18 protein-coding genes and 2 pseudogenes are annotated in these 19803 nt (G+C 58.5%); 5 read left to right on the top strand and 15 right to left on the bottom strand.

Annotation, left to right across the window (positions count from 1 at the left end; genetic code table 11):
* Positions 1 to 132: 132 nt before the first annotated feature.
* From J3P94_RS23390 to J3P94_RS23400, 3 genes are read left to right on the top strand one after another with little or no spacing between them, the layout of a single operon-like run.
* The gene (locus J3P94_RS23390) at positions 133 to 510 is read left to right on the top strand and encodes a septal ring lytic transglycosylase RlpA family protein (protein WP_434569816.1); all 378 of its coding nucleotides are present in this window, start codon (positions 133 to 135) and stop codon (positions 508 to 510) included.
* A gap of 49 nt (positions 511 to 559) precedes the next feature.
* A complete protein-coding gene (locus J3P94_RS23395; protein WP_434574285.1) occupies positions 560 to 1618 on the top strand; it encodes a calcium/sodium antiporter in 1059 nt (352 codons plus the stop codon).
* A complete protein-coding gene (locus tag J3P94_RS23400; RefSeq protein WP_003177973.1) occupies positions 1615 to 1995 on the top strand; it encodes a carboxymuconolactone decarboxylase family protein in 381 nt (126 codons plus the stop codon). Before J3P94_RS23395 ends, J3P94_RS23400 begins: the two co-directional genes overlap by 4 nt.
* 115 nt (positions 1996 to 2110) lie before the next feature.
* On the opposite strand, the gene J3P94_RS23405 is transcribed toward J3P94_RS23400, so the two are convergent.
* The 5 genes from J3P94_RS23405 to kdgD all read right to left on the bottom strand — a co-directional run bounded on the left by J3P94_RS23405 (position 2111) and on the right by kdgD (position 8886).
* Positions 2111 to 3052 (bottom strand): AEC family transporter, encoded by a 942-nt coding sequence (locus J3P94_RS23405; RefSeq protein WP_434569817.1) that lies wholly within the window; start codon positions 3050 to 3052, stop codon positions 2111 to 2113.
* A gap of 393 nt (positions 3053 to 3445) precedes the next feature.
* On the bottom strand, positions 3446 to 4999 hold the full coding sequence (garD, locus tag J3P94_RS23410) for a galactarate dehydratase (RefSeq protein WP_434569818.1): 1554 nt from the start codon (positions 4997 to 4999) through the stop codon (positions 3446 to 3448).
* A gap of 12 nt (positions 5000 to 5011) precedes the next feature.
* Positions 5012 to 6376 (bottom strand): MFS transporter, encoded by a 1365-nt coding sequence (locus J3P94_RS23415; RefSeq protein ID WP_434569819.1) that lies wholly within the window; start codon positions 6374 to 6376, stop codon positions 5012 to 5014.
* 85 nt (positions 6377 to 6461) lie between these two features.
* Positions 6462 to 7907, bottom strand: coding sequence for an aldehyde dehydrogenase family protein (locus tag J3P94_RS23420; protein WP_434569820.1), 1446 nt, complete (start codon positions 7905 to 7907; stop codon positions 6462 to 6464).
* Positions 7908 to 7974: 67 nt separating this feature from the next.
* Positions 7975 to 8886, bottom strand: a complete 912-nt coding sequence (gene kdgD, locus J3P94_RS23425) for a 5-dehydro-4-deoxyglucarate dehydratase (RefSeq protein WP_186613371.1) — start codon at positions 8884 to 8886, stop codon at positions 7975 to 7977.
* Positions 8887 to 9649: 763 nt separating this feature from the next.
* On the opposite strand from kdgD, the gene J3P94_RS23430 reads away from it, so the two are divergent.
* Positions 9650 to 9991, top strand: a complete 342-nt coding sequence (locus tag J3P94_RS23430) for a hypothetical protein (RefSeq protein ID WP_434569821.1) — start codon at positions 9650 to 9652, stop codon at positions 9989 to 9991.
* A gap of 164 nt (positions 9992 to 10155) precedes the next feature.
* On the opposite strand, the gene J3P94_RS23435 is transcribed toward J3P94_RS23430, so the two are convergent.
* The 4 genes from J3P94_RS23435 to J3P94_RS23450 all read right to left on the bottom strand — a co-directional run bounded on the left by J3P94_RS23435 (position 10156) and on the right by J3P94_RS23450 (position 14796).
* A complete protein-coding gene (locus tag J3P94_RS23435; protein ID WP_305496837.1) occupies positions 10156 to 10902 on the bottom strand; it encodes a FadR/GntR family transcriptional regulator in 747 nt (248 codons plus the stop codon).
* A gap of 260 nt (positions 10903 to 11162) precedes the next feature.
* Complete coding sequence (locus J3P94_RS23440; protein ID WP_434569822.1) at positions 11163 to 12890, bottom strand: ABC transporter ATP-binding protein/permease; 1728 nt, start codon at positions 12888 to 12890, stop codon at positions 11163 to 11165.
* A gap of 90 nt (positions 12891 to 12980) precedes the next feature.
* Entirely contained in the window at positions 12981 to 13541 is a 561-nt protein-coding gene (locus J3P94_RS23445) for a response regulator transcription factor (protein WP_003177957.1), read from the bottom strand.
* Complete coding sequence (locus tag J3P94_RS23450) at positions 13534 to 14796, bottom strand: ATP-binding protein (RefSeq protein WP_434569823.1); 1263 nt, start codon at positions 14794 to 14796, stop codon at positions 13534 to 13536. Before J3P94_RS23450 ends, J3P94_RS23445 begins: the two co-directional genes overlap by 8 nt.
* Positions 14797 to 15142: 346 nt before the next feature.
* Here J3P94_RS23450 and J3P94_RS23455 point away from each other — a divergent pair, with 346 nt between their 5' ends.
* A complete protein-coding gene (locus tag J3P94_RS23455; protein ID WP_434569824.1) occupies positions 15143 to 15859 on the top strand; it encodes an SIMPL domain-containing protein in 717 nt (238 codons plus the stop codon).
* A 148-nt stretch (positions 15860 to 16007) separates the two neighbouring features.
* Here J3P94_RS23455 and J3P94_RS23460 read toward each other — a convergent pair whose 3' ends face one another.
* The 6 genes and pseudogenes from J3P94_RS23460 to J3P94_RS23485 all read right to left on the bottom strand — a co-directional run.
* A complete protein-coding gene (locus J3P94_RS23460) occupies positions 16008 to 16562 on the bottom strand; it encodes a hypothetical protein (RefSeq protein ID WP_434569825.1) in 555 nt (184 codons plus the stop codon).
* A 312-nt stretch (positions 16563 to 16874) separates the two neighbouring features.
* Entirely contained in the window at positions 16875 to 17345 is a 471-nt protein-coding gene (locus tag J3P94_RS23465) for a hypothetical protein (protein ID WP_434569826.1), read from the bottom strand.
* Between the two features lie 266 nt (positions 17346 to 17611).
* Entirely contained in the window at positions 17612 to 17875 is a 264-nt protein-coding gene (locus J3P94_RS23470; RefSeq protein WP_434569827.1) for a hypothetical protein, read from the bottom strand.
* Positions 17876 to 18507: 632 nt separating this feature from the next.
* Positions 18508 to 18621, bottom strand: a pseudogene (locus J3P94_RS23475) (helix-turn-helix domain-containing protein); the annotation flags it as partial.
* A gap of 309 nt (positions 18622 to 18930) precedes the next feature.
* Entirely contained in the window at positions 18931 to 19224 is a 294-nt protein-coding gene (locus J3P94_RS23480) for a hypothetical protein (RefSeq protein WP_434569828.1), read from the bottom strand.
* A gap of 280 nt (positions 19225 to 19504) precedes the next feature.
* Positions 19505 to 19627 (bottom strand): annotated as a pseudogene (locus J3P94_RS23485) (IS3 family transposase); the annotation flags it as partial.
* Positions 19628 to 19803: the final 176 nt, after the last annotated feature.

Genomic DNA, 19803 nt, shown 5'->3' on the forward strand with positions numbered 1-19803 from the left:
CTCCAATCTGGCTCAACCCCCTGTGGGAGCGAGCTTGCTCGCGATAGCGGCATCACAGTCAACCTTGATATTGACTGCGATGGCCCCATCGCGAGCAAGCTCGCTCCCACATTTGTATTTGGAACCCCCTACATGAAGCGTCTCCTCGGCGCCTGCGCCCTGCTGTCCCTGCTGGCCGGCTGTGCCAGCCAGAGCGGGACGGTCGATCCACACGGCTACGACCAGACCGGCGTCGCCTCCTATTACGGTTCCCGGCATCACGGTAAACGCACCGCCAGCGGCGAACGTTTCGACCAGCACGGCCTGACCGCCGCTCATCGCCAGTTGCCGTTCGGCACCCGGGTGAAAATCACCAACTTGAAAAACAACGACAGCGTCGTGGTCCGCATCAACGACCGTGGTCCGTATTCACGCGGCCGACTGATCGATGTATCGCGCGCCGCTGCCGAACAGTTGGGCATGCTGCGTAGCGGTACCGCGCGGGTGCGCGTACAAGCCCTCGACGACTGACAGACGGAGTTCGGCCATTTCCCTGATCAACGCTTTATCCCTGCTCAGCCTGATCGAATTGCTCGGCGCCTTGCTGTTGCTGATCGCCGGCGCCGAGCTGCTGGTGCGTGCCGCTGTCGGCCTGGCGGCGCGCTTGCAGGTGCGTCCATTGATCATCGGCCTGACCGTCGTCGCTTTCGGCAGCAGCGCGCCACAGATGGCCGTCAGCCTGCAGGCGACCCTGGCGCAAAACGCCGACATCGCCGTGGGCAGTGTCATCGGCAGCACGATTTTCAACCTCCTCGTGACTCTGGGCCTGTCGGCGCTGATCATTCCGTTGCGCGTCTCGCGACAACTGGTGCGCCTGGACATCCCGCTGATGATCGGCGCGTGCCTGCTGGTTTTCGTACTGGCCTGGAACGAAGAGCTGAGCCGACTGGACGGAGCGCTGCTGCTGATAGCCCTGGCGGTGTACCTGGCGCTGCTGCTGCGCCAGTCCCGGCATTCGGGACGACCGCATCCGCTGGGCGAAGTGGTCGACATGGCCTGGCCCAAAAGCCTGGTAATGATCGCGTCGGGCCTGGCCATGCTGGTTTTCGCCGGGCACCTGTTACTGGGCGCCGCAGTGGAAGTGGCGACGGACCTGGGACTGTCGGAGCGCATTATCGGCCTGACCATCGTTGCCGTCAGTACGTCGCTGCCGGAGCTCGCCACCTCGCTGATCGCCGCACTGCGTGGCCAGCGGGACATTGCGGTGGGCAACGTGATCGGCAGCAACCTGTTCAACCTGCTGGGCGTACTCGGCGTGACCGCCCTCGCCGCCCCTTCGCCGCTCTCGGTCTCGCCCAATGCCCTGGACTTCGACCTGCCGGTAATGCTCGGCGTGGCGGTGCTGTGCCTGCCGGTATTCTATTCCGGCTACCGCGTCACCCGCGCCGAAGGGCTGCTGTTGCTGGCCTTGTACCTGGCTTACGGGCTGCACGTGGTGTCGTTCACCACCGGCATGCCCCTGGCCGGCCAACTGGAACGGCTGATGCTGTTCTACGTGCTGCCGGCGCTGCTGGCGTTCTTACTGTTCACTTCCGTGCGCGCCTGGCGCCGCCAACACCACAAGAGGGATTTGCCATGACCGACACTCCGAAGACCGGCCTTGACATGCGTCGCCAGGTGATGGGCGACGCCTTCGTCGATCGCGCCCTGGGCAACGCCACCGAATTTACCCAGCCGCTGCAGGATTTCGTCAACGAGCACGCCTGGGGAAGTGTCTGGAGCCGCGAAGGCCTGCCGCTGAAAACCCGCAGCCTGATCACCCTCGCCGCCCTCACCGCCCTCAAATGCCCGCAGGAACTCAAAGGCCACGTGCGCGGTGCGCTGAACAACGGCTGCACGGTAGAGGAGATTCGTGAGGCACTGCTGCATTGCGCGGTTTACGCGGGCGTGCCTGCGGCGATCGATGCGTTTCGGGCGGCGCAGGAAGTGATCGATAGTTATCAGAAGCCTGAGTGACTGTGGGATTGCCTTCGCGAGCGGGCTCGCTCCCACAAGGGCCAGAGGGTATCGCAGTCACCTGTGGGAGCGAGCCTGCTCGCGAATGGATCGAAAGGGCACTGCAAATCCGCGGCTAGATCCACCCACCCCACTGCAGCACAAAAATCCCCACGTTGGTGGTAATCGCCGCCATCAGCGTAGTGATGACGATGATTGCCGCCGCCAACTCATGGTTGCCATTCGCGGCGCGGGCCATGACGAAGCTGGCGGCGGCGGTGGGGCTGCCGAAGTACAGGAACAGGATCCCCAACTCGGCGCCGCGAAAGCCCCATAGCCAGGCGCCCAACGTGGTCACCAGGGGCAGGCCGACCATTTTCACCAGGCTCGAACTCAGGGCCATCTTGCCGCTTTTGCGCAAGGCCGCCAGCGACAGCGTGCCGCCGATGCAGATCAACGCCAGGGGTAAGGTCATTTGCGACAAGTACCTGGCCGAGGTCTCGAACCAGTTCGGCAGGCCGATTTGCCAATAGGCGAACGGCGCGGCGGCGAGCACGCTGATGATCAGCGGGTTGCTGACCACGCTTTTGCAGATACTCCATGGGTCGGACTTGATCACCGGGCTGTAGACCGCCAACACGATGGTCGACAAGGTGTTGTAGAACAGGATCACCAGCGCCGCGAGAATCGCGCCGAGGGAAATGCCGTAGTCACCGTACATGCTTGCCGCCAGCGCCAGGCCGATTACCCCGTTGTTGCCACGAAACGCGCCCTGAGTGTAGATACCGCGATCTTCACGCGGACACCGCCAGATCGCCCAGCCCCAGGCCATGGCAAAACTCGCCAGGGTGGCAATCGAGAAATAGATCAGCAGGTCGGGCTGCAATGCCGCATGCAGGTCGGCATGGAGGATGCCGAGGAACAACAGCGCCGGCATGGTGACGTTGAACACCAGCGACGAGGCGATGTAGATGAAGTTGTCGTTGATCCAATTGATACGCTTGAGCAGCGTCCCCAGAAACAGCATGGCAAACACCGGCGCGGTGATGTTCAGGGTTTCGAGGAAAATTGCCAGCATGCCGGGGGACCTTGAGGAGGGTGTCGTTAGGTGGCTAATGATAGCCACTCACGGCGTTGGCGTCTGGTCGAGCCTCTTCGCGAGCAGGCTCGCTCCCACATTTGTACTGGATCGGACACAAATCCACACTCACCACATATCCCTGTGGGAGCGAGCTTGCTCGCGAAGGCGCCAGGTCAGCTTGCATCAATGCTGAATGTACCGCCGCCATCGCGAGCAAGCTCGCTCCCACACTGGATCTGCGGCGGTCACAGAATCCACATCCGCCAAATCCCCTGTGGGAGCGAGCCCTGCTCGCGATAGCGCCGGGTCAGCTTGCATCAATGGTGAATGTACCGTCGTCGTCGCGAGCAAGCTCGCTCCCACACTGGATCTCCAGCGATCAGGAGACCATCAGGTAATCGGCGCGGGGTTGAACAGGGTGATGTCGTTGTACAGCTTGTGCCGTTCGGCCCAGGTCTGTTTCTTGCCGCTGGCCACATCCAGGTAGTAGTGGAACAGCTCCCAGCCCAACTCTTCGATGCTTGCACGCCCGGTAGCGATCCGGCCGGCGTCGACATCAATCAGGTCGGGCCAGCGTTGAGCGAGTTCGGTGCGGGTCGAGACCTTCACCACCGGCACCATCGCCAAACCGTACGGCGTACCGCGTCCGGTGGTGAACACATGCAGGTTCATCCCCGCCGCCAGTTGCAGCGTACCGCAGACAAAATCACTGGCCGGCGTGGCGCAGAAGATCAGGCCCTTCTGCTTGAAGCGCTCGCCCGGGCCGAGCACGCCGTTGATCGCGCTGCTGCCGGACTTGACGATCGAGCCCAGGGATTTTTCGACGATGTTCGACAGCCCGCCCTTCTTGTTGCCCGGCGTGGTGTTGGCGCTGCGATCGGCTTCGCCCTTGGCCAGATAGCGGTCGTACCAGTCCATCTCGCGCACCAGCTCCTCGGCGACCTCACGGGTTTGCGCCCGGGACGTCAGCAGATAGATCGCATCGCGCACTTCGGTGACTTCGGAAAACATCACCGTCGCACCGGCCCGCAGCAGCAAATCCGAGGCGTAGCCCAGGGCCGGGTTCGCGGTGATGCCAGAAAACGCATCGCTGCCGCCGCATTGCATGCCCAGGATCAGCTCCGAGGCCGGCACGGTTTCGCGACGGCGCTGGTCGAGCTTTTTCAGGCGGGTCTCGGCCAGCTCCATGATCTGCTCGATCATTTCGGTGAAACCGTGGCTGGAGTCCTGCAAGCGATACAACCATGGCTCGCTGAGATCCACCGAACTGTCGCCCTCGTGCATGACCTGCCCGGCCTGCAATTTCTCGCAGCCCAGGCTGATCACCAGCGCCTCGCCGCCCAGGTTCGGGTTGCGCGCCAGGTTGCGCACGGTGCGAATCGGGATATAGGCATCGGTGGCGGTGATCGCCACGCCACAGCCGTAGCTGTGGGTCAGCGCCACCACGTCATCGACGTTCGGGTACTTGGGCAGCAGCTCATCCTTGATGCGCTTGACCGCATGGTCCAGCACGCCGGTCACACACTGCACCGTGGTGGTGATACCCAGGATGTTGCGCGTGCCGACGGTACCGTCGGCGTTGCGATAACCCTCGAAGGTGTAGCCCTCAAGCGGCGCATCGGCGGCCGGCACATCGGTGGACAGCGGCAGGCTGTCCAGCGGTGGCGCGGTAGGCATGCGCAACTGGTCTTCCTTGACCCAGCTGCCACGCGGGATCGGCTGCAGCGCGTAGCCAATGACCTGGCCGTAGCGAATCACCTCGCCGCCCTCGGGAATATCCTCCAGGGTGACTTTGTGGCTTTGCGGCACGAAGTCGACGGTGACCAGGCCGTCCGGGAATTCGGTCCCGGCCGGTACGCCTTGGTCGTTGACGACGATCACTACGTTGTCCCGCTCATGCAGGCGGATGTAACGGGGCGAATCGGCATGTTCAATCAGATTCATCGACGCCGCTCCTCAGGATTTGGCTTCAGACAGGCTGGAAATGTCGACATCCCTGGCCGTTGGTTCCTTGAGCACGACACGCTTGATCGGGCCCACGATGACTAGGTAGCTGAACACCGCCATCAGCGCGTTGCAACCGACAAACACTAGCGCCCACTTGAACGAACCGGTGGAGCTGATGATGTAGCCGATGACGATTGGCGTGGTAATCGACGCCAGGTTGCCGAACGTGTTGAACAGGCCACCGCTCAAGCCGGCGATCTGTTTTGGCGAAGTGTCGGAGACCACGGCCCAGCCCAATGCACCGACGCCTTTACCGAAGAAGGCCAGGGCCATGAAGCCCACCACCATCCATTCGATGTCCACGTAGTTGCACGCCACGATGCTGCTGGACACCAGCAGGCCTGCGATGATCGGCGCCTTGCGGGCGAAGGTCAGCGAGTGGCCCTTGCGCAGCAGGTAGTCGGAAATCACCCCGCCAAGCACGCCGCCGATAAAGCCGCAGATGGCCGGCAAGGACGCGATGAAACCGGCCTTGAGGATGGTCATGCCGCGTTCCTGCACCAGGTACACCGGGAACCAGGTGAGGAAGAAGTAGGTGATGCCGTTGATGCAGTATTGGCCCAGGTACACGCCGAGCATCATGCGGTTGGTCAGCAGTTGGCGGATGTAATCCCACTTCGGACCATCGGCTTTCTTTTCCTTGCCCTTGTCCTGGTCCATGTCGACCATCGCGCCGTTGGACGCGATGTGATTGAACTCGGCCTCGTTGATCATCGGGTGCTGGCGCGGGCTGTAGATCACTTTCAGCCAGACCAGCGAGAACACGATACCGATCACGCCCATCACGATGAACACGTGCTGCCAGCCGAAGCGGTAGACGATCCAGCCCATCAGCGGTGCGAACAGTACGGTGGCGAAATACTGCGCCGAGTTGAAGATCGCCGAGGCGGTGCCGCGTTCCGCGGTGGGGAACCAGGCCGCGACGATACGGGCGTTGCCCGGGAAGGAAGGCGCTTCGGCCAGCCCGACCAGAAAGCGCAGCATGAACAGCGCAACCACGGCCGTGGACATGCCGAATTCACCGACATAGCCTTGCAGCACGGTGAACAGCGACCAGGTGAAAATGCTCAGGGCATAGATTTTTTTCGAACCGAAACGGTCGAGCAGCCACCCGCCAGGAATCTGCCCGGCCACGTAGGCCCAGCCGAAGGCGGAGAAGATATAACCGAGGGTGACGGCATCGATGCCGAGGTCTTTTTGCAGGCTGGAACCAGCGATGGCGATGGTGGCACGGTCGGCATAGTTGATCGTTGTCACCAAAAACAGCATGAGCAGGATCAAATAGCGGACGTGCGTCGGCTTGGTCTCTTGCATGTAATCTACTTCCACTATTTATTTTTATGCGGGAAATCAAATTGTACGGTCGGCGCCGGAGCCCGGCACCAACCGATGTTGCGTATTACGAGCCGATGTAGGAGGTCTTCACCACGGTGTAGAACTCTTGCGCGTAGCGGCCTTGCTCGCGCGAACCATAGGACGATCCTTTGCGTCCGCCGAACGGTACGTGGTAATCCACGCCAGCGGTCGGCAGGTTGACCATTACCATGCCCGCCTGGGAATGGCGCTTGAAGTGGTTGGCGTACTTCAACGAGGTGGTGGCGATACCGGCCGACAGACCGAACTCGGTGTCGTTGGCCATCGCCAGCGCCGCCTCGTAGTCAGCCACGCGCACGACGTTGGCGACCGGGCCGAAGATCTCTTCACGGCTGATGCGCATCGAGGCTTCACTGTCGGCGAACAGTGTCGGCGCCAGGAAGTAACCTTCGGTGTCGCAGGTCACCACACCACCACCGCTGACCAACCGCGCACCTTCGCTCTGGCCGATGTCGATGTACTTCAAGTCCTGGTTGAGCTGGGCCTCGGAGACCACAGGGCCGATATCGGTGCCGGCTTTCAAGGCATGACCGACCTTGATCGACTGCATGCGCTCGGCCATCGCCGCGACGAACTTGTCGTGGATACCGGCGGTGACGATCAGGCGGCTCGACGCGGTGCAACGCTGGCCGGTGGAGTAGAACGCGCTCTGCACTGCCAGCTCGACGGCCTGCTTGAGGTCGGCGTCGTCGAGGATGATCTGCGGGTTCTTGCCGCCCATTTCCAACTGCACCTTGGCCTGGCGCGACACGCAGTTGACCGCGATCTGCCGGCCCACGCCCACGGAACCGGTGAAGCTGATGCCGTCGACTTTGGGGCTGTTGACCAGGACTTCACCGACCACGCGGCCGCTGCCCATGACCAGGTTGAACGCACCGGCCGGGAAACCGGCGCGGGAAATGATTTCGGCCAAGGCCCAGGCACAGCCCGGCACCAGCTCGGCGGGCTTGATCACCACGCAGTTGCCGTAGGCCAGGGCCGGGGCGATTTTCCACGCGGGGATCGCGATCGGGAAGTTCCACGGGGTGATCAGGCCAACCACACCAAGGGCTTCACGGGTGACTTCAACGTTGACGCCTGGACGCACCGACGGCACGTAATCGCCCGACAGGCGCAGGCACTCGCCGGCGAAGAATTTGAAAATATTGCCGGCGCGGGTCACTTCGCCAATGGCTTCGGGCAGGGTCTTGCCCTCTTCCCGGGCCAGCAATTGGCCGAGTTCTTCGCGGCGGGCGAGAATTTCACTGCCGACTTTATCCAACGCGTCGTGACGGGCCTGGATACCCGAGGTCGACCAGGCCGGGAACGCAGCACGAGCAGCGTCGATGGCGGCGTTGACTTGAGCGGCGTCAGCCTTGGCGTATTCACCGATGACATCGGACAAGTCAGACGGGTTGATGTTGGTGCAATAGTCGGCACCGGCTACCCACTGACCGTTGATGTAGTTATCGAAACGCTTTGAATCTGCCACGAGTGCTCTCCTTACAATAAGCCTTACGCAAAAAGCCGCTGATTGCTCAGCGGCTTTGTCGGGTCTGTTACTGCTTGCCTTGCTTGTCGATCAGCGCGGCCAGGGCTTCGTATTCTTCTGGCAGCAGGTCGGTCAGCGGCGTGCGCACAGGGCCCGCGTCGTAGCCAACGATTTTCGCACCGGCCTTGACGATGCTCACCGCGTAACCGGCCTTGCGGTTGCGGATGTCCAGGTACGGCAGGAAGAAATCGTCGATGATCTTGCCGACGGTTTCGTGATCTTCGCGGGCAATGGCGTGGTAGAAGTCCATCGCGGTTTTCGGGATGAAGTTGAACACCGCCGAGGAGTAGACCGGTACGCCCAGGGCCTTGTAGGCCGCGGCGTAGACTTCGGCGGTCGGCAAGCCGCCCAGGTAGCTGAAACGATCACCGAGGCGACGACGGATCGACACCATCAATTCGATGTCGCCCAGGCCGTCCTTGTAGCCGATCAGGTTCGGGCAACGCTCGGCCAGCTGCTCCAGCTGGGTGGCGTTCAGGCGGCAGACGTTACGGTTGTAGACCACCACGCCGATCTTCACCGATTTGCACACGGCTTCAACGTGGGCGGCAACGCCGTCCTGGCTGGCTTCGGTCAGGTAGTGCGGCAGCAGCAGCAGGCCCTTGGCACCCAGGCGCTCGGCTTCTTGAGCGTATTCGATGGCCTGGCGGGTCGCACCGCCGACACCGGCGAGGATTGGCACGCTGGTGGCGCAGGTATCGACGGCGGTCTTGATGACTTGCGAATACTCACTGGCGGCCAGGGAGAAAAATTCACCGGTGCCGCCCGCTGCGAACAATGCAGAGGCGCCATACGGGGCCAGCCACTCGAGGCGCTTGATGTAGCTGTCGCGATTGAAATCGCCATTGGCAGTGAAATCGGTGACCGGGAACGACAGCAGGCCAGACGAGAGGATGGACTTCAGTTCTTGTGGATTCATTATTCGAACACCCTGGACGCAAATGTTGTGTTGTAGGAAAGCGGTTCAGCTTCGTGAGAAGTTGTAGGTCATCGTACAACTTAAAATCCGAACGTCAACTGAATTTCGTCGGTGGGTGGCGTTGTGGACGAGCGCGACCTCTTCTGCTGACGGTTCAGGACAGCGCGCGGCATACCTGGGCGCTCGTTACCACTATCAGATCTGACAGTTGTGCGTCCGTGCAGTGGCTCGTAGGTTTGACGTGCGCACCAATGCGCCTCATGGAAAGGAAGATTGATCATGTCGTCAAAAATTCCTGCTGCACCGACCCTTACGGACACCACGGGCGTTGCTCTGCCCAACAACGAAATTTCCTTGAAGAAACATCGCCGGGATAGATATCCACGTGGACACCAGCGGGATACCTGAGGGAACAGCAGTAACTGCCTATTTCAACCCTCAGGAAAATACGGGCTGGTCCTGGACAGTCCCATCCAAGCCTGAACTGAAGTTCCGGGTCGAACACGCTCAGTTCGATGACCACAATGGCAAGACCGCGAAGGTCAAATGCTCAATAGCGAGGGTTGAGTCCCCGGTGGTTCTCGCTCCGATTGTCGACTAGGCAAAGGAGCTCACCACTACGCCATGGCAGCGCTGAAATCCTTTTTTGGGAGAAGTGTCCGCCTGGTGGTAGGGCACGCCTTGGCACTGCTCTTCGCGCCTACAATATTTTGACGTGGGCCGCCCGAAACACCCTCGCGGCAGGCTTACAAGGAGTTGGACTATGACTGCATTCGCCCCCCCCATTCTCTCGATCAGTTTGGCAGCTTTAGGAGATACCCTTAACGTCTTGATCCCTGATGCCGACAAGATTTCCGCCCTCTGGTTGGTTTTTCCGACGCTTCGCGCCGGTGACATCCCTGGGTGGAAAGGAGAAGAAGTGCCTGCGGGCAGATGGGACGACCCCGACCAAGGGCCGATTAAATTGACGGGATTACGGGTGACCGTGCCCAAGAGCGTGCTGGAAACGTATCAGGGAAAAGAAGTTGAATTGCAGTACTGGTTTTCCAGCGAGTCTGGCCAGGACCTTTATTCAGACCCGGTGAAGTTGAAGATCGAGCCGTAACCGTCCTTCCGTTGCGGTTGGTTCATCTGCTGAACAGAACTCAACACAGGACCTTCCGTGGCGAAGGAGCTTGCTCCCGCTTGAGTGCGAAGCGCTCATTTGGAGAGGGGCCGCTGCGCAGCCCAGCGGGAGCAAGCTCCCTCACCACGAAAGCAGCGGATATCTCAGCCTTGCGCTTGCGCCTCTTCATGGGCCTGGCGCAGCCGCTCGCGGCTATTGGTCAGGTGCAGGCGCATGGCCGCGCGGGCCGCATCGGAATCCTGGCGGGCGATGGCTTCGTAGATTTCTTCGTGCTCGCGGCTCAGGCGATCCATGTAGTGCTGCTGGTCGTCATGGGCCAGGCGCGCCGAGTTCAGCCGGGTGCGCGGGATGATGCTGGTGCCCAGGTGGGTCATGATGTCGGTGAAATAGCGGTTGCCAGTGGACAGGGCGATTTCCAGATGGAAAGCGAAGTCCGAGGCCACCGCGTCGCTGGCGTGGGCCGCGCTTTCATTCAGGGCGTCGAGCGCCGCGCGCATCGCTGCCAATTGTTCGTCGCTACGCCGCTGCGCCGCCAGCCCGGCCGACTCCACCTCCAGGCTGATGCGCAACTCCAGGATCGCCAGCACGTCACGCAAGGTGACCACCGTCGCCGGGTCGATGCGAAAGCCGCTCGGGCTCGGCGTGTCGAGCACGAAGGTGCCGATACCGTGGCGGGTTTCCACTTGCCCTGCCGCCTGCAAACGGGAGATCGCCTCGCGCACCACGGTACGGCTGACGCCATGGGCCTCCATGATCGCCGACTCGGTGGGCAATTTATCGCCACGCTTGAGCAGGCCGTCGCGAATCTGCTCGGACAGCACCGTCACCAGCTCCTGCGCCAGGCTGCGGCGCTTGCGGGGAAGACGTGGGACGTTGAGCGGGTTTTCCATGGTGTATCTCTATTTTGACAAGCGGCTGAATACGCATCATAGCGCAACGTGGTTGTACGATCACCGTTGGTGCAGAAACCGAGTAGCTTTCATCGCGAACAAGCTCGCTCCTACATTGTGCAACTATGGACACAGAGGCCCGGCTCCACCGCAAACCCTTGTGGGAGCGAGCTTGCTCGCGATAGCGGTGGGTCAGCCATGCAATATCAACTGACAAACCGCAATCGCGAGCAAGCTCGCTCCCACAGGTTCTATGGTGTTCAGGCGGTTACAAACTGCTCCACCAGTTGGCCATCCTCGATGCGCACATGTCGTGCATGGAAACGTTTCAAACTGCTTCGATGGCCGACGCTGATGATGCTCAGGCCTGGCAGCTGGTCGAGCAACGCCTGGTACAGCGTTGCCTCGTCTTCTTCATCCATCGCCGAAGTCGCTTCGTCCATGTACAGCCACAGTGGCGCGTATAGCAATGCCCGGGCGAAGGCCAGGCGCTGCTGTTCGCCCGGCGAGAGCATGCGTTGCCAATGGTTGCTTTCGTCCAGCCGCGAAATCAGATGCGGCAGGCGACAGGTTTCCAGCACCTGTGCATAACGTTCGTTGGGGTAGATATCGCCCGCTTGTGGATAACTCAATACCTCGCGCAGGCTGCCAATCGGCAGGTAAGGCTTTTGCGGCAGGAACAGGTAACGCGCCGCAGGCAGCAGGATGCTGCCGTGCCCGGCGGGCCACAAATGTCCCATCGCCCGCAGCAAGGTGGACTTGCCACTGCCGGAACGACCGCTGAGCATCACCCGCTCGCCCGGTTCGACACTCAATTCGGCGCGGGTCAGCAAATGGCGTCCGTCGCTCAGGTCCAGCCCGAGGTTGCGGACTTTCAGTTCGTTGCCCTGGTTCTGCACATCGATGGCCGGTACCCGGTCTTCGTTGTCGCTCATGGCCTGGCGGAAACTCAGCAGACGGTCACAAGTGGCGCGCCAGGCGGCGAGCGAGGCGTAAGCATCGATGAACCAGCTGAAATTGTCCTGCACATTGCCGAACGCCGAGTTGATCTGCATGAGCTCGCCCAGCTGGATCTTCCCGGAAAAATAACGCGGCGCAGCGACGATAAACGGAAAGATGATCGCGATCTGCCCATACCCAGAGGTAAAGAACGTCAGGCGCTTGGACACGCGCATGATGTCCCAGAAGTTGTGCCACACCAGGCCGAAACGCTCGCTCAGGCGGCGGTTCTCGTTGGGTTCGCCGTTATACAGCGCAATGCTCTCGGCGTTTTCCCGCACCCGCACCATGGAGAAACGCAGGTCGGCTTCGAAGCGCTGCTGGTTGTTGTTCAGGCCGATCAGGCGTCGCCCGATCAAATGCGTCAGCCAGCTGCCCACCGCCGCATACAGCAGCGCGCACCAGAACATATAGCCAGGAATCGTGTAGCCGAACACTTCGATGCTGCCCGACACGCCCCACAGAATGATCGAGAACGACACCAGGCTGACCACGGTACGCAGCAGCCCCAAGCCCAGGCTCAACGTGGTGGAAGTGAAGCTGTTGAGGTCTTCGGAAATCCGCTGGTCAGGGTTGTCGGTGTAGCCGCCCTGCTCCAGCCGGTAATAATTCTTGTCGTTCAGCCAACGGGCAAAATGCTGCTCGGTGAGCCAGGCCCGCCAGCGAATCGTGAGCATCTGGGTGAGGTACAGACGATACACGGCGCCGAGGATCGCCACCGTGGCGATGCCGCCGAAATACAGGATCAACTTCCAGAACGCCTCACTGTTCTTTTCCTGCAGGGCGTTATAAAAATCCTTGTACCAATTGTTCAGCCACACCGAAATCGCCACGCTAAACAGCGACAGCGCAATCACGGCGATCAACAGCGTCCAGGCCTTGCCCTTCTCCTCACTGCGCCAGTATGGCGTGGTCATTTGCCAGACACGGCGGAAAAACTGGCCGCGCACCGCGTCATTGACCGCGGAATATTCAGCGTTCTGATTCATGGTTAAGGCTCGATAAGGGGAAAACTCGGGCCGATCATAAAGCAACGGCCCGATGTGTCGCGAGGGGGACAGCATTCGTTCAGCGCAGGTTCAGCGACGTACCGGACGCTTCTGCAATTTGCGCTGCAAGGTCCGCCGGTGCATGCCCAGGGCGCGGGCGGTGGCGGAGATGTTGCCTTCGTGCTCAGTCAGCACCCGCTGAATGTGTTCCCACTGCAGGCGGTCCACCGACATCGGGTTTTCCGGCACCAGCGTGTCCAGGTCGGCGTGCTCGGACAACAGCGCGGCCAGCACGTCGTCGGCGTCGGCCGGTTTGCACAGGTAATTGCAGGCGCCGCGCTTGATCGCTTCGACCGCCGTGGCGATGCTCGAATAACCGGTGAGAATCACCACGCGCATTTCCGGGTCGAGTTCCAGCAGCTTGGGCAGCAGCACCAGCCCTGAGTCGCCATCCATCTTCAGGTCGAGGGCGGCGTAGTCGGGCAGGTCGGCCTGGGCGATGGTCAGGCCCTCTTCGGCGGAGCCGGCGGTGCTGACGCGAAAACCGCGTCGGGACATGGCCCGGGCCATGACGCGGGTGAAGGTGGCGTCGTCGTCCACCAGCAACAGGTGCGGCAGTTCTTCGCCGTCGACTTGGATCTCGTCACTCATATTCGTCTCCTCGGTCGGCATGGGGCAGGCGCAGCTCGGTGAGCGTGCCGCCCTCCTCATGGGGGTAGAGTTTCACCGAGCCGCCGGCGCGTGTCACGCTGGCCTTGCTCAAAAACAGGCCGAGGCCGAAACCCTTGCCCTTGGTGGTGTAAAACGGTTTGCCGATCTGCTCGGCAATCGCCAGCGGCACACCGGCGCCGTGGTCGCGAATGCAGATCGTCAGTTCATAGGCGTTCCAGTCCAGCACCACTTCCAGGCCTTCCGGACAGGCGTCGGCGGCGTTGTTCAGCAGGTTCAGCAAGGCCTGGGTCAGGTCCGGCGGCGGCGCCATGCGCGGCACCGTGCCCTGGCCCAGGCACTGGAAGCGATAACTGGCTTCGGGGCGCATCAGGTGCCAGCGATTCAGCGCCTCGTCGAGCCAGTCGGTGACGTCCTGCATTTCGATGGCCAGCCGGCGGTTCGCCTCGGCGGCACGCACCAGGTATTGCAGGGTTTCCTTGCACAGCTGGACCTGGTCCTGCAGCACGCCGAGGTCTTCCTGCAACGCCGGATCATGATGGTCCTGGCGCATTTCCTTGAGCAGCACGCTCATGGTCGCCAGCGGCGTGCCCAATTCATGGGCGGCGCCGGCGGCCTGGGTCGCCACGGCCAGCAGTTGCTCGTCGCGCAGGCCTTCTTCGCGGCGAATCGCCCGCAGCTCTTCCTGGCGACGCAGCTCTTCGGCCATGCGCGCGGCAAAAAACGTGATGACCGCGGCGGCCAAGGCAAAACTCAGCCACATGCCGTAGATCTGCAGGTTTTCCCGGGCGATAGGGAAGGTTTCCAGCGGATAGAATCGCGCCAGCAACAAGGTGTACAGCGCCAGGGCGATGCCGGACAGGATCAGCGAAAAACGCCACGGCAGCGTGACCGCAGCAATCGTCAGCGGCACCAGGTAATACGACACGAAGGGATTGGTCGACCCGCCGGAGAAATACAGTAGCGCACTGTGGATAAACAGGTCGCAGGCCAGTTGCACGGCGTATTCGAGCTCGGTCACTGGCCAGGAAGTGCGCAGGCGAATCGCCGTCAGTGCGCAGAGTACGCTGGAGCACGCCAGGGTAATCGCCAGTTGCAGCCAGGGCAGCGGCAGCAGGTCGAACCAATAGGCAAGCCCCACGGAGCCGGCCTGGGCCGCGAGGACCAGAATGCGGATGAACGTCAGACGCCAGAGGTTCTGGCGCGAAGCGGAAGTCATTTGCAAAGGGGCGAGCATGAGCTCTCCTGATGAGCGCTCCAGGCGGATCGCACGGAGTATAACCAAGGCGCGGCAGGCAGAGGCGAAGATGCGGCAAAGCGCCACAGCCTTGAAGGCTACATATCCCCTCTGTGGCGAGGGAGCTTGCTCCCGCTCGGCTGCGCAGCAGTCGCCATCGGTTGGGCCTGCTTCGCCCGAAACGTCGGACCGGTCCAGCAGGAGCAAGCTCCCTCGCCACAAAAGCCCTTCGCCGGGCATCATCTGTATAGAAGTTGTAACTGTGCGAACCCGCCCATAAAAGCTAGAGTCTTATCGTTCACGCAGGCTCGGAACCTACCCCTGCGCATCATCCCAAGGAGCTTTCATGCACACGTTCAGTCGCCCCGCCGCCCTGCTCGCCCTCAGCCTCGGCGCCGTCGCCAGCCTGCCGGCCCTGGCCGCCGATGAGCTGCACTACAACCAGATTTCCCTGCACGCCGAAGCCAGCCAGGAAGTGGCCCGCGACCTGATGATCGTCACCCTCTACACCGAGGAACAGAACACCGACCCGGCCAAACTCGCCGCCGCCGTCAGCACCACGCTGAACAAAGCCATCGGCCAGGCCAAGCAAGTCAAGGACATCAACCTGCGCCAGGGCAGCCGCAACAGCTACCCGGTCTATGACAACAAAGGCGGGAAAATCACCGGCTGGCGCGAACGCGCCGAATTACGCCTGGAAAGCGCCGACTTCGCCGCCCTGTCCAAACTCACCGGCGAACTGCTGGGCGACATGAAAATGGCCGGCATGGACTTCGCCATCGCCACCGCCACCCGCCAGACCAGCGAAGACGCCCTGCTCAAGGACGCCGTCAACGCCTTCAAGGCCCGCGCCCAACTCGCCACCGAAGCCCTGGGCGGCAAGGGCTACAAGATCGTCAATCTGAACTTCAACACCAACGGTTATCCACAACCGTACATGCGCCCGCAAATGATGATGAAAGCGGCGTCGATGGATGCCGAGTCGGTGACGCCTGAGGTGGAAGCGGGCACCAGCAAAGTGACGATGACCGCGGATGGGGTGGTTGAGGTGTTGATGCAGTAGTGATTGGCGGTGGCCAGCCAGTATCACCGGCTGACCACCGCGTCCCCGTGGCGAGGGAGCTTGCTCCCGCTGGGCTGCACAGCAGCCCCAAACCAGACACCTCAGTACGACATGACAACATCAAGCCACCCATCCCACTCGCTCCGAGCTAAGGCAAGCTCGCCACAGGAACCCGCTCCTGTGGCTGCGTGACATCAAACACATGCTGCTCGCACCGGTTGCCCACAAACTGGAATTCCACCAGATAAACCTTGCTTCGCTGCGGCGTAAAAGTGCTTCGGACCGGACCACAACGGTAACCATTACCGATGCTCCCGCCACTGGCGAAGCCTGACACCTCGAAGGGCTGATCAACATCAGCCTCCACCTCCAATTGCGGAAAGTGCTTCAAGGTTGCGCTGTGCACCGTCTCGTTGACCTTGGCAATCCAGCCAAACACCTTGCCCCGACCGGTATCCACCACGGTTCCCTGCACATCCAAACGCTGATCAGGATCCGCCGCACGCCTGATGGAAAACTCCACCGGATAAGTAGCCCCGGACGCTTTCAAGATGACCTTGGCGTGCTGCGCATCGACGGTCACTTTGTTTTGCTGGAACTGGATGCCATTGTTGAGCAGCGTGGGGGAGGAATCTCTGACGTTGGATTTACAGCCGGGTAACGTCAGGACCAGAGTTAAGACTATCAGTGGAAACTTATACATAAACACTCCATGCGTATGAATTAGATGACTCATAGCTGACCGACGAACCGTTCCAGTTTTTTTGCATTTCACACCATCGAATCGTACCGTTCATGCCTTAGCAGGCAAAAACACATCGATCAGCAAGGGACGAGATCAGGAAAAATGGACCGCCGAAGAAGGTTAAGTAAGTGCCATTCAAATCCGTCCCCTTTTTGGTCTTTTACCCCAGTCCCCTTTTTCGTCCCTTTTTTCATATGCCGAAGCTGTTTCTGGCTGATTTTGCCAGCGACCTCTGGAAAGTCTCTAAGTGTAAGAATGCCTTTTACACCGTTAAATTACCTGAAAAAATGTAACCACCGGACCATAGTCCTGATCCGAGTTAGAAACCACCACACTAAAGTCCTTATCAGCAAATTTTTCTCTCAAAACCAACCGCCACGATAATGCAATAACCTCTGCCAACTGTTCGAACACCCTATCATCGACGTCCTCAGAACATCCTTCAAAGACATCATAAATATGCGTGTGGTTAATCATTCTTTCAGTCGCTTGCAGATCGCCATCGAATTGCTCTAGCCAAGATTCAACAACACCACCATCATATTTACTTTCTAAAAAAACCCCACCCCCATCAACAATAAAATCAGGAAAAAAAAGCTTGCACGATAGCAATACATCCTCAGGATTGCACTTATTACTTATATAGGAAAATTCATCAATCTCGTCTTTTTTCGCCCACTCCGACTTCCAAGAGTCATAACGAACCAAGCCGATCATGGGATGAATTGTGTTAATTTTCATTATGGAATCTCGTCAGATTTAGCGGGCCTTGAAAAAGGGGACGAAAAAGGGGACAGATTTATTTTCCGATCAGCTTTGCTCTACACGATCAAACCAGGGCCTGACCACTCCGCATCATCACAGGCTCAGAAAACAAATCTGTACCCTTTTCTCGCTAGAAATAAATCCGTCCCCTCTTTGGTTGAATTAAAAGTATTGCCTTTGGAAACGTGGTCTGCCCCTGAGAAACCCACATTTCGGCCAAATGGTCCGTCCCCACCACCCCATTAACGATCATTCAAACTACAGAGAATAACAAAATCTGCGATCGGCAGTTCCACGCTACTCTCTTCCCCTGAGTCGAGAATATCTTGAACAACAACCATTTCTTTTAAAAAATCAAATTCAACATCAAAACAATTAAACTCACACTGCCTAGCTAAAACCTTATCGGAATCAGCTCTTTGCTGAAGGGCCTCACTTAAAACCTTACGAACATGAGGGCTCAACTCTTGAGCAATAAATCGCTCAATTAAACTGTTATTGACCATAGCCTCTCCATCACTTTGGGAAAACCGTATTGATAATTCCATTCCGAACATTAATTTCATAAAAAGGGACGGATTTATTTCTCAATAAGCTCTTGGCTTCGCCCCATACGCGATATGTTAGGTGAGAACTGTCTTTTGTCCCCCCGCGATAAATCCGTACCGTTTTTTATTCGTTTTATTTTTCTCTTTTCTAATTTTCGCCAATTACGAGAGTAGTTTTTTTAACTGCCTTACCGGATCCCAATCATTAGGTTTCAATTGGTGTTTACTCCACCACAATCTACCCTCAGAAATCCATTTTTTGCGTAGCTCTGCATGCGCTACTGTCGAGTCATCGTATCCAAACTCTGTGCCACAGCACGGACAAATATTGTACGTGGCACAGCCGAAGCTATCGTAAGCCGGCTCATCAAGACGGTCGTACCCACAAACAGGGCAAACATAATCGTGATTCTCAGTGACCATTAAAGTCCAAATTTGAGAAAAAAGAGAAAAAAGGGGACAAAAAAGGACAAAAAGGGGACAGATTTATTTTCCGATCAGCTTTGCCTCTACACGATCAAACCAGGGCCTGACCACTCCGCATCATTACAGGCTCAGAAAACAAATCTGTCCCCTTTTTTCCTCGTCCCTTTTCTCCTGATCTCGTAAGCCTGGCAAAGCGCACTGAAGCTGGGCGGGCCTTTGATGTAGTCCGCGATGAATAGCAGTTTCAGGTCCATAGGTTTCAGCTCTCGCCATGGCATGGTCAGATCCTCGAAAATCGACCCTGCCGGTTAAAAACGAAAAAAAAGCGAAAAAAAAGAAAAAAAGGGGACAGATTTATTTTCCGATCAGCTTTGCCGCTACACGATCAAACCAGGGCCTGACCACTCCGCATCATCACAGGCTCAGAAAACAAATCTGTCCCCTTTTCTCAATATCATCACAGGCTCACTTGGTCTCTCTTACGCTAGAAATAAATCCGTCCCCTTTTTGCAAGAAATAAATCCGTCCCCTTTTTGGTCCAACATCATTAATCACCATCAGAGTCAATGTGGCGATTGCCTTACTCCCTAACCACTCTGCATTAACACACCAATAAATCTTTCAAACTCTTGCAAAACGGAGTCCTTCTCCTCAGGCGAAAGCAATACATTCATAATCTGCCCATCACAAGCACAGTCATACACATCTAACCCCACCCAACCTTTGGACCAAAACTCCACCGCTCCTAATTTATCTAAACCTTCCAGCTCTATCCTCTCAAGATCACCAAAGTCACCATTAACAAATATTGAGCACTCAAATGAATACCCACCTAGCCTAGGCTTTATAAACTCATCAAACCAAGAACCGTCCACAAACACCTTACTTCCTGTCTATGATATAGAATATTTTTTACTTTGAAAAAAGGGAGGAAAAAAGGGAGGAAAAAAGGGCGAAAAAAAGAGGACAGATTTATTTTCCGATCAGCTTCTGCCCCTACATAATCAATCAGGGCCTGATCATTCCCCGTCATGACAGGCTCAGAAAATGAATCTGTCCCTTTTTTTCCGAAAGAAAATAAACCTGTCCCCTTTTTCTTTGTGGCAGTCCCCTTTGTGGCAGAAAACAAATCTGTCCCCTTTTCTTGTCCCCTTTTCTCTATTGAATCCCGTAGCGCTCCTGAGCCTCTTTATAACTCAGCTCGCCTTTTTCGACCTGATCGACGACCGACAATTTGAAGGTCAGCGTGTAGTCTCGCTGACTGCGCCTTTTTACTGATTCCATTACGTCCTCCTGAAAAGCAGATCAGAAGGTGTAAACCTTATTCAGGACGGGACACTGCTTTAAAATAAATCCGTCCCCTTTTTGAGGTGATGGCTACCCTTGGCTCCCCCGCGAAATAAATCCGTACCGTTTTTATTCGTTTTTATTTTCTCTCTTCTAATTCTCGCCAATTACGA

Origin of the sequence: Pseudomonas sp. Z3-8 (assembly GCF_051131975.1) — a bacterium.
In the GTDB taxonomy this organism is placed as follows: domain Bacteria; phylum Pseudomonadota; class Gammaproteobacteria; order Pseudomonadales; family Pseudomonadaceae; genus Aquipseudomonas.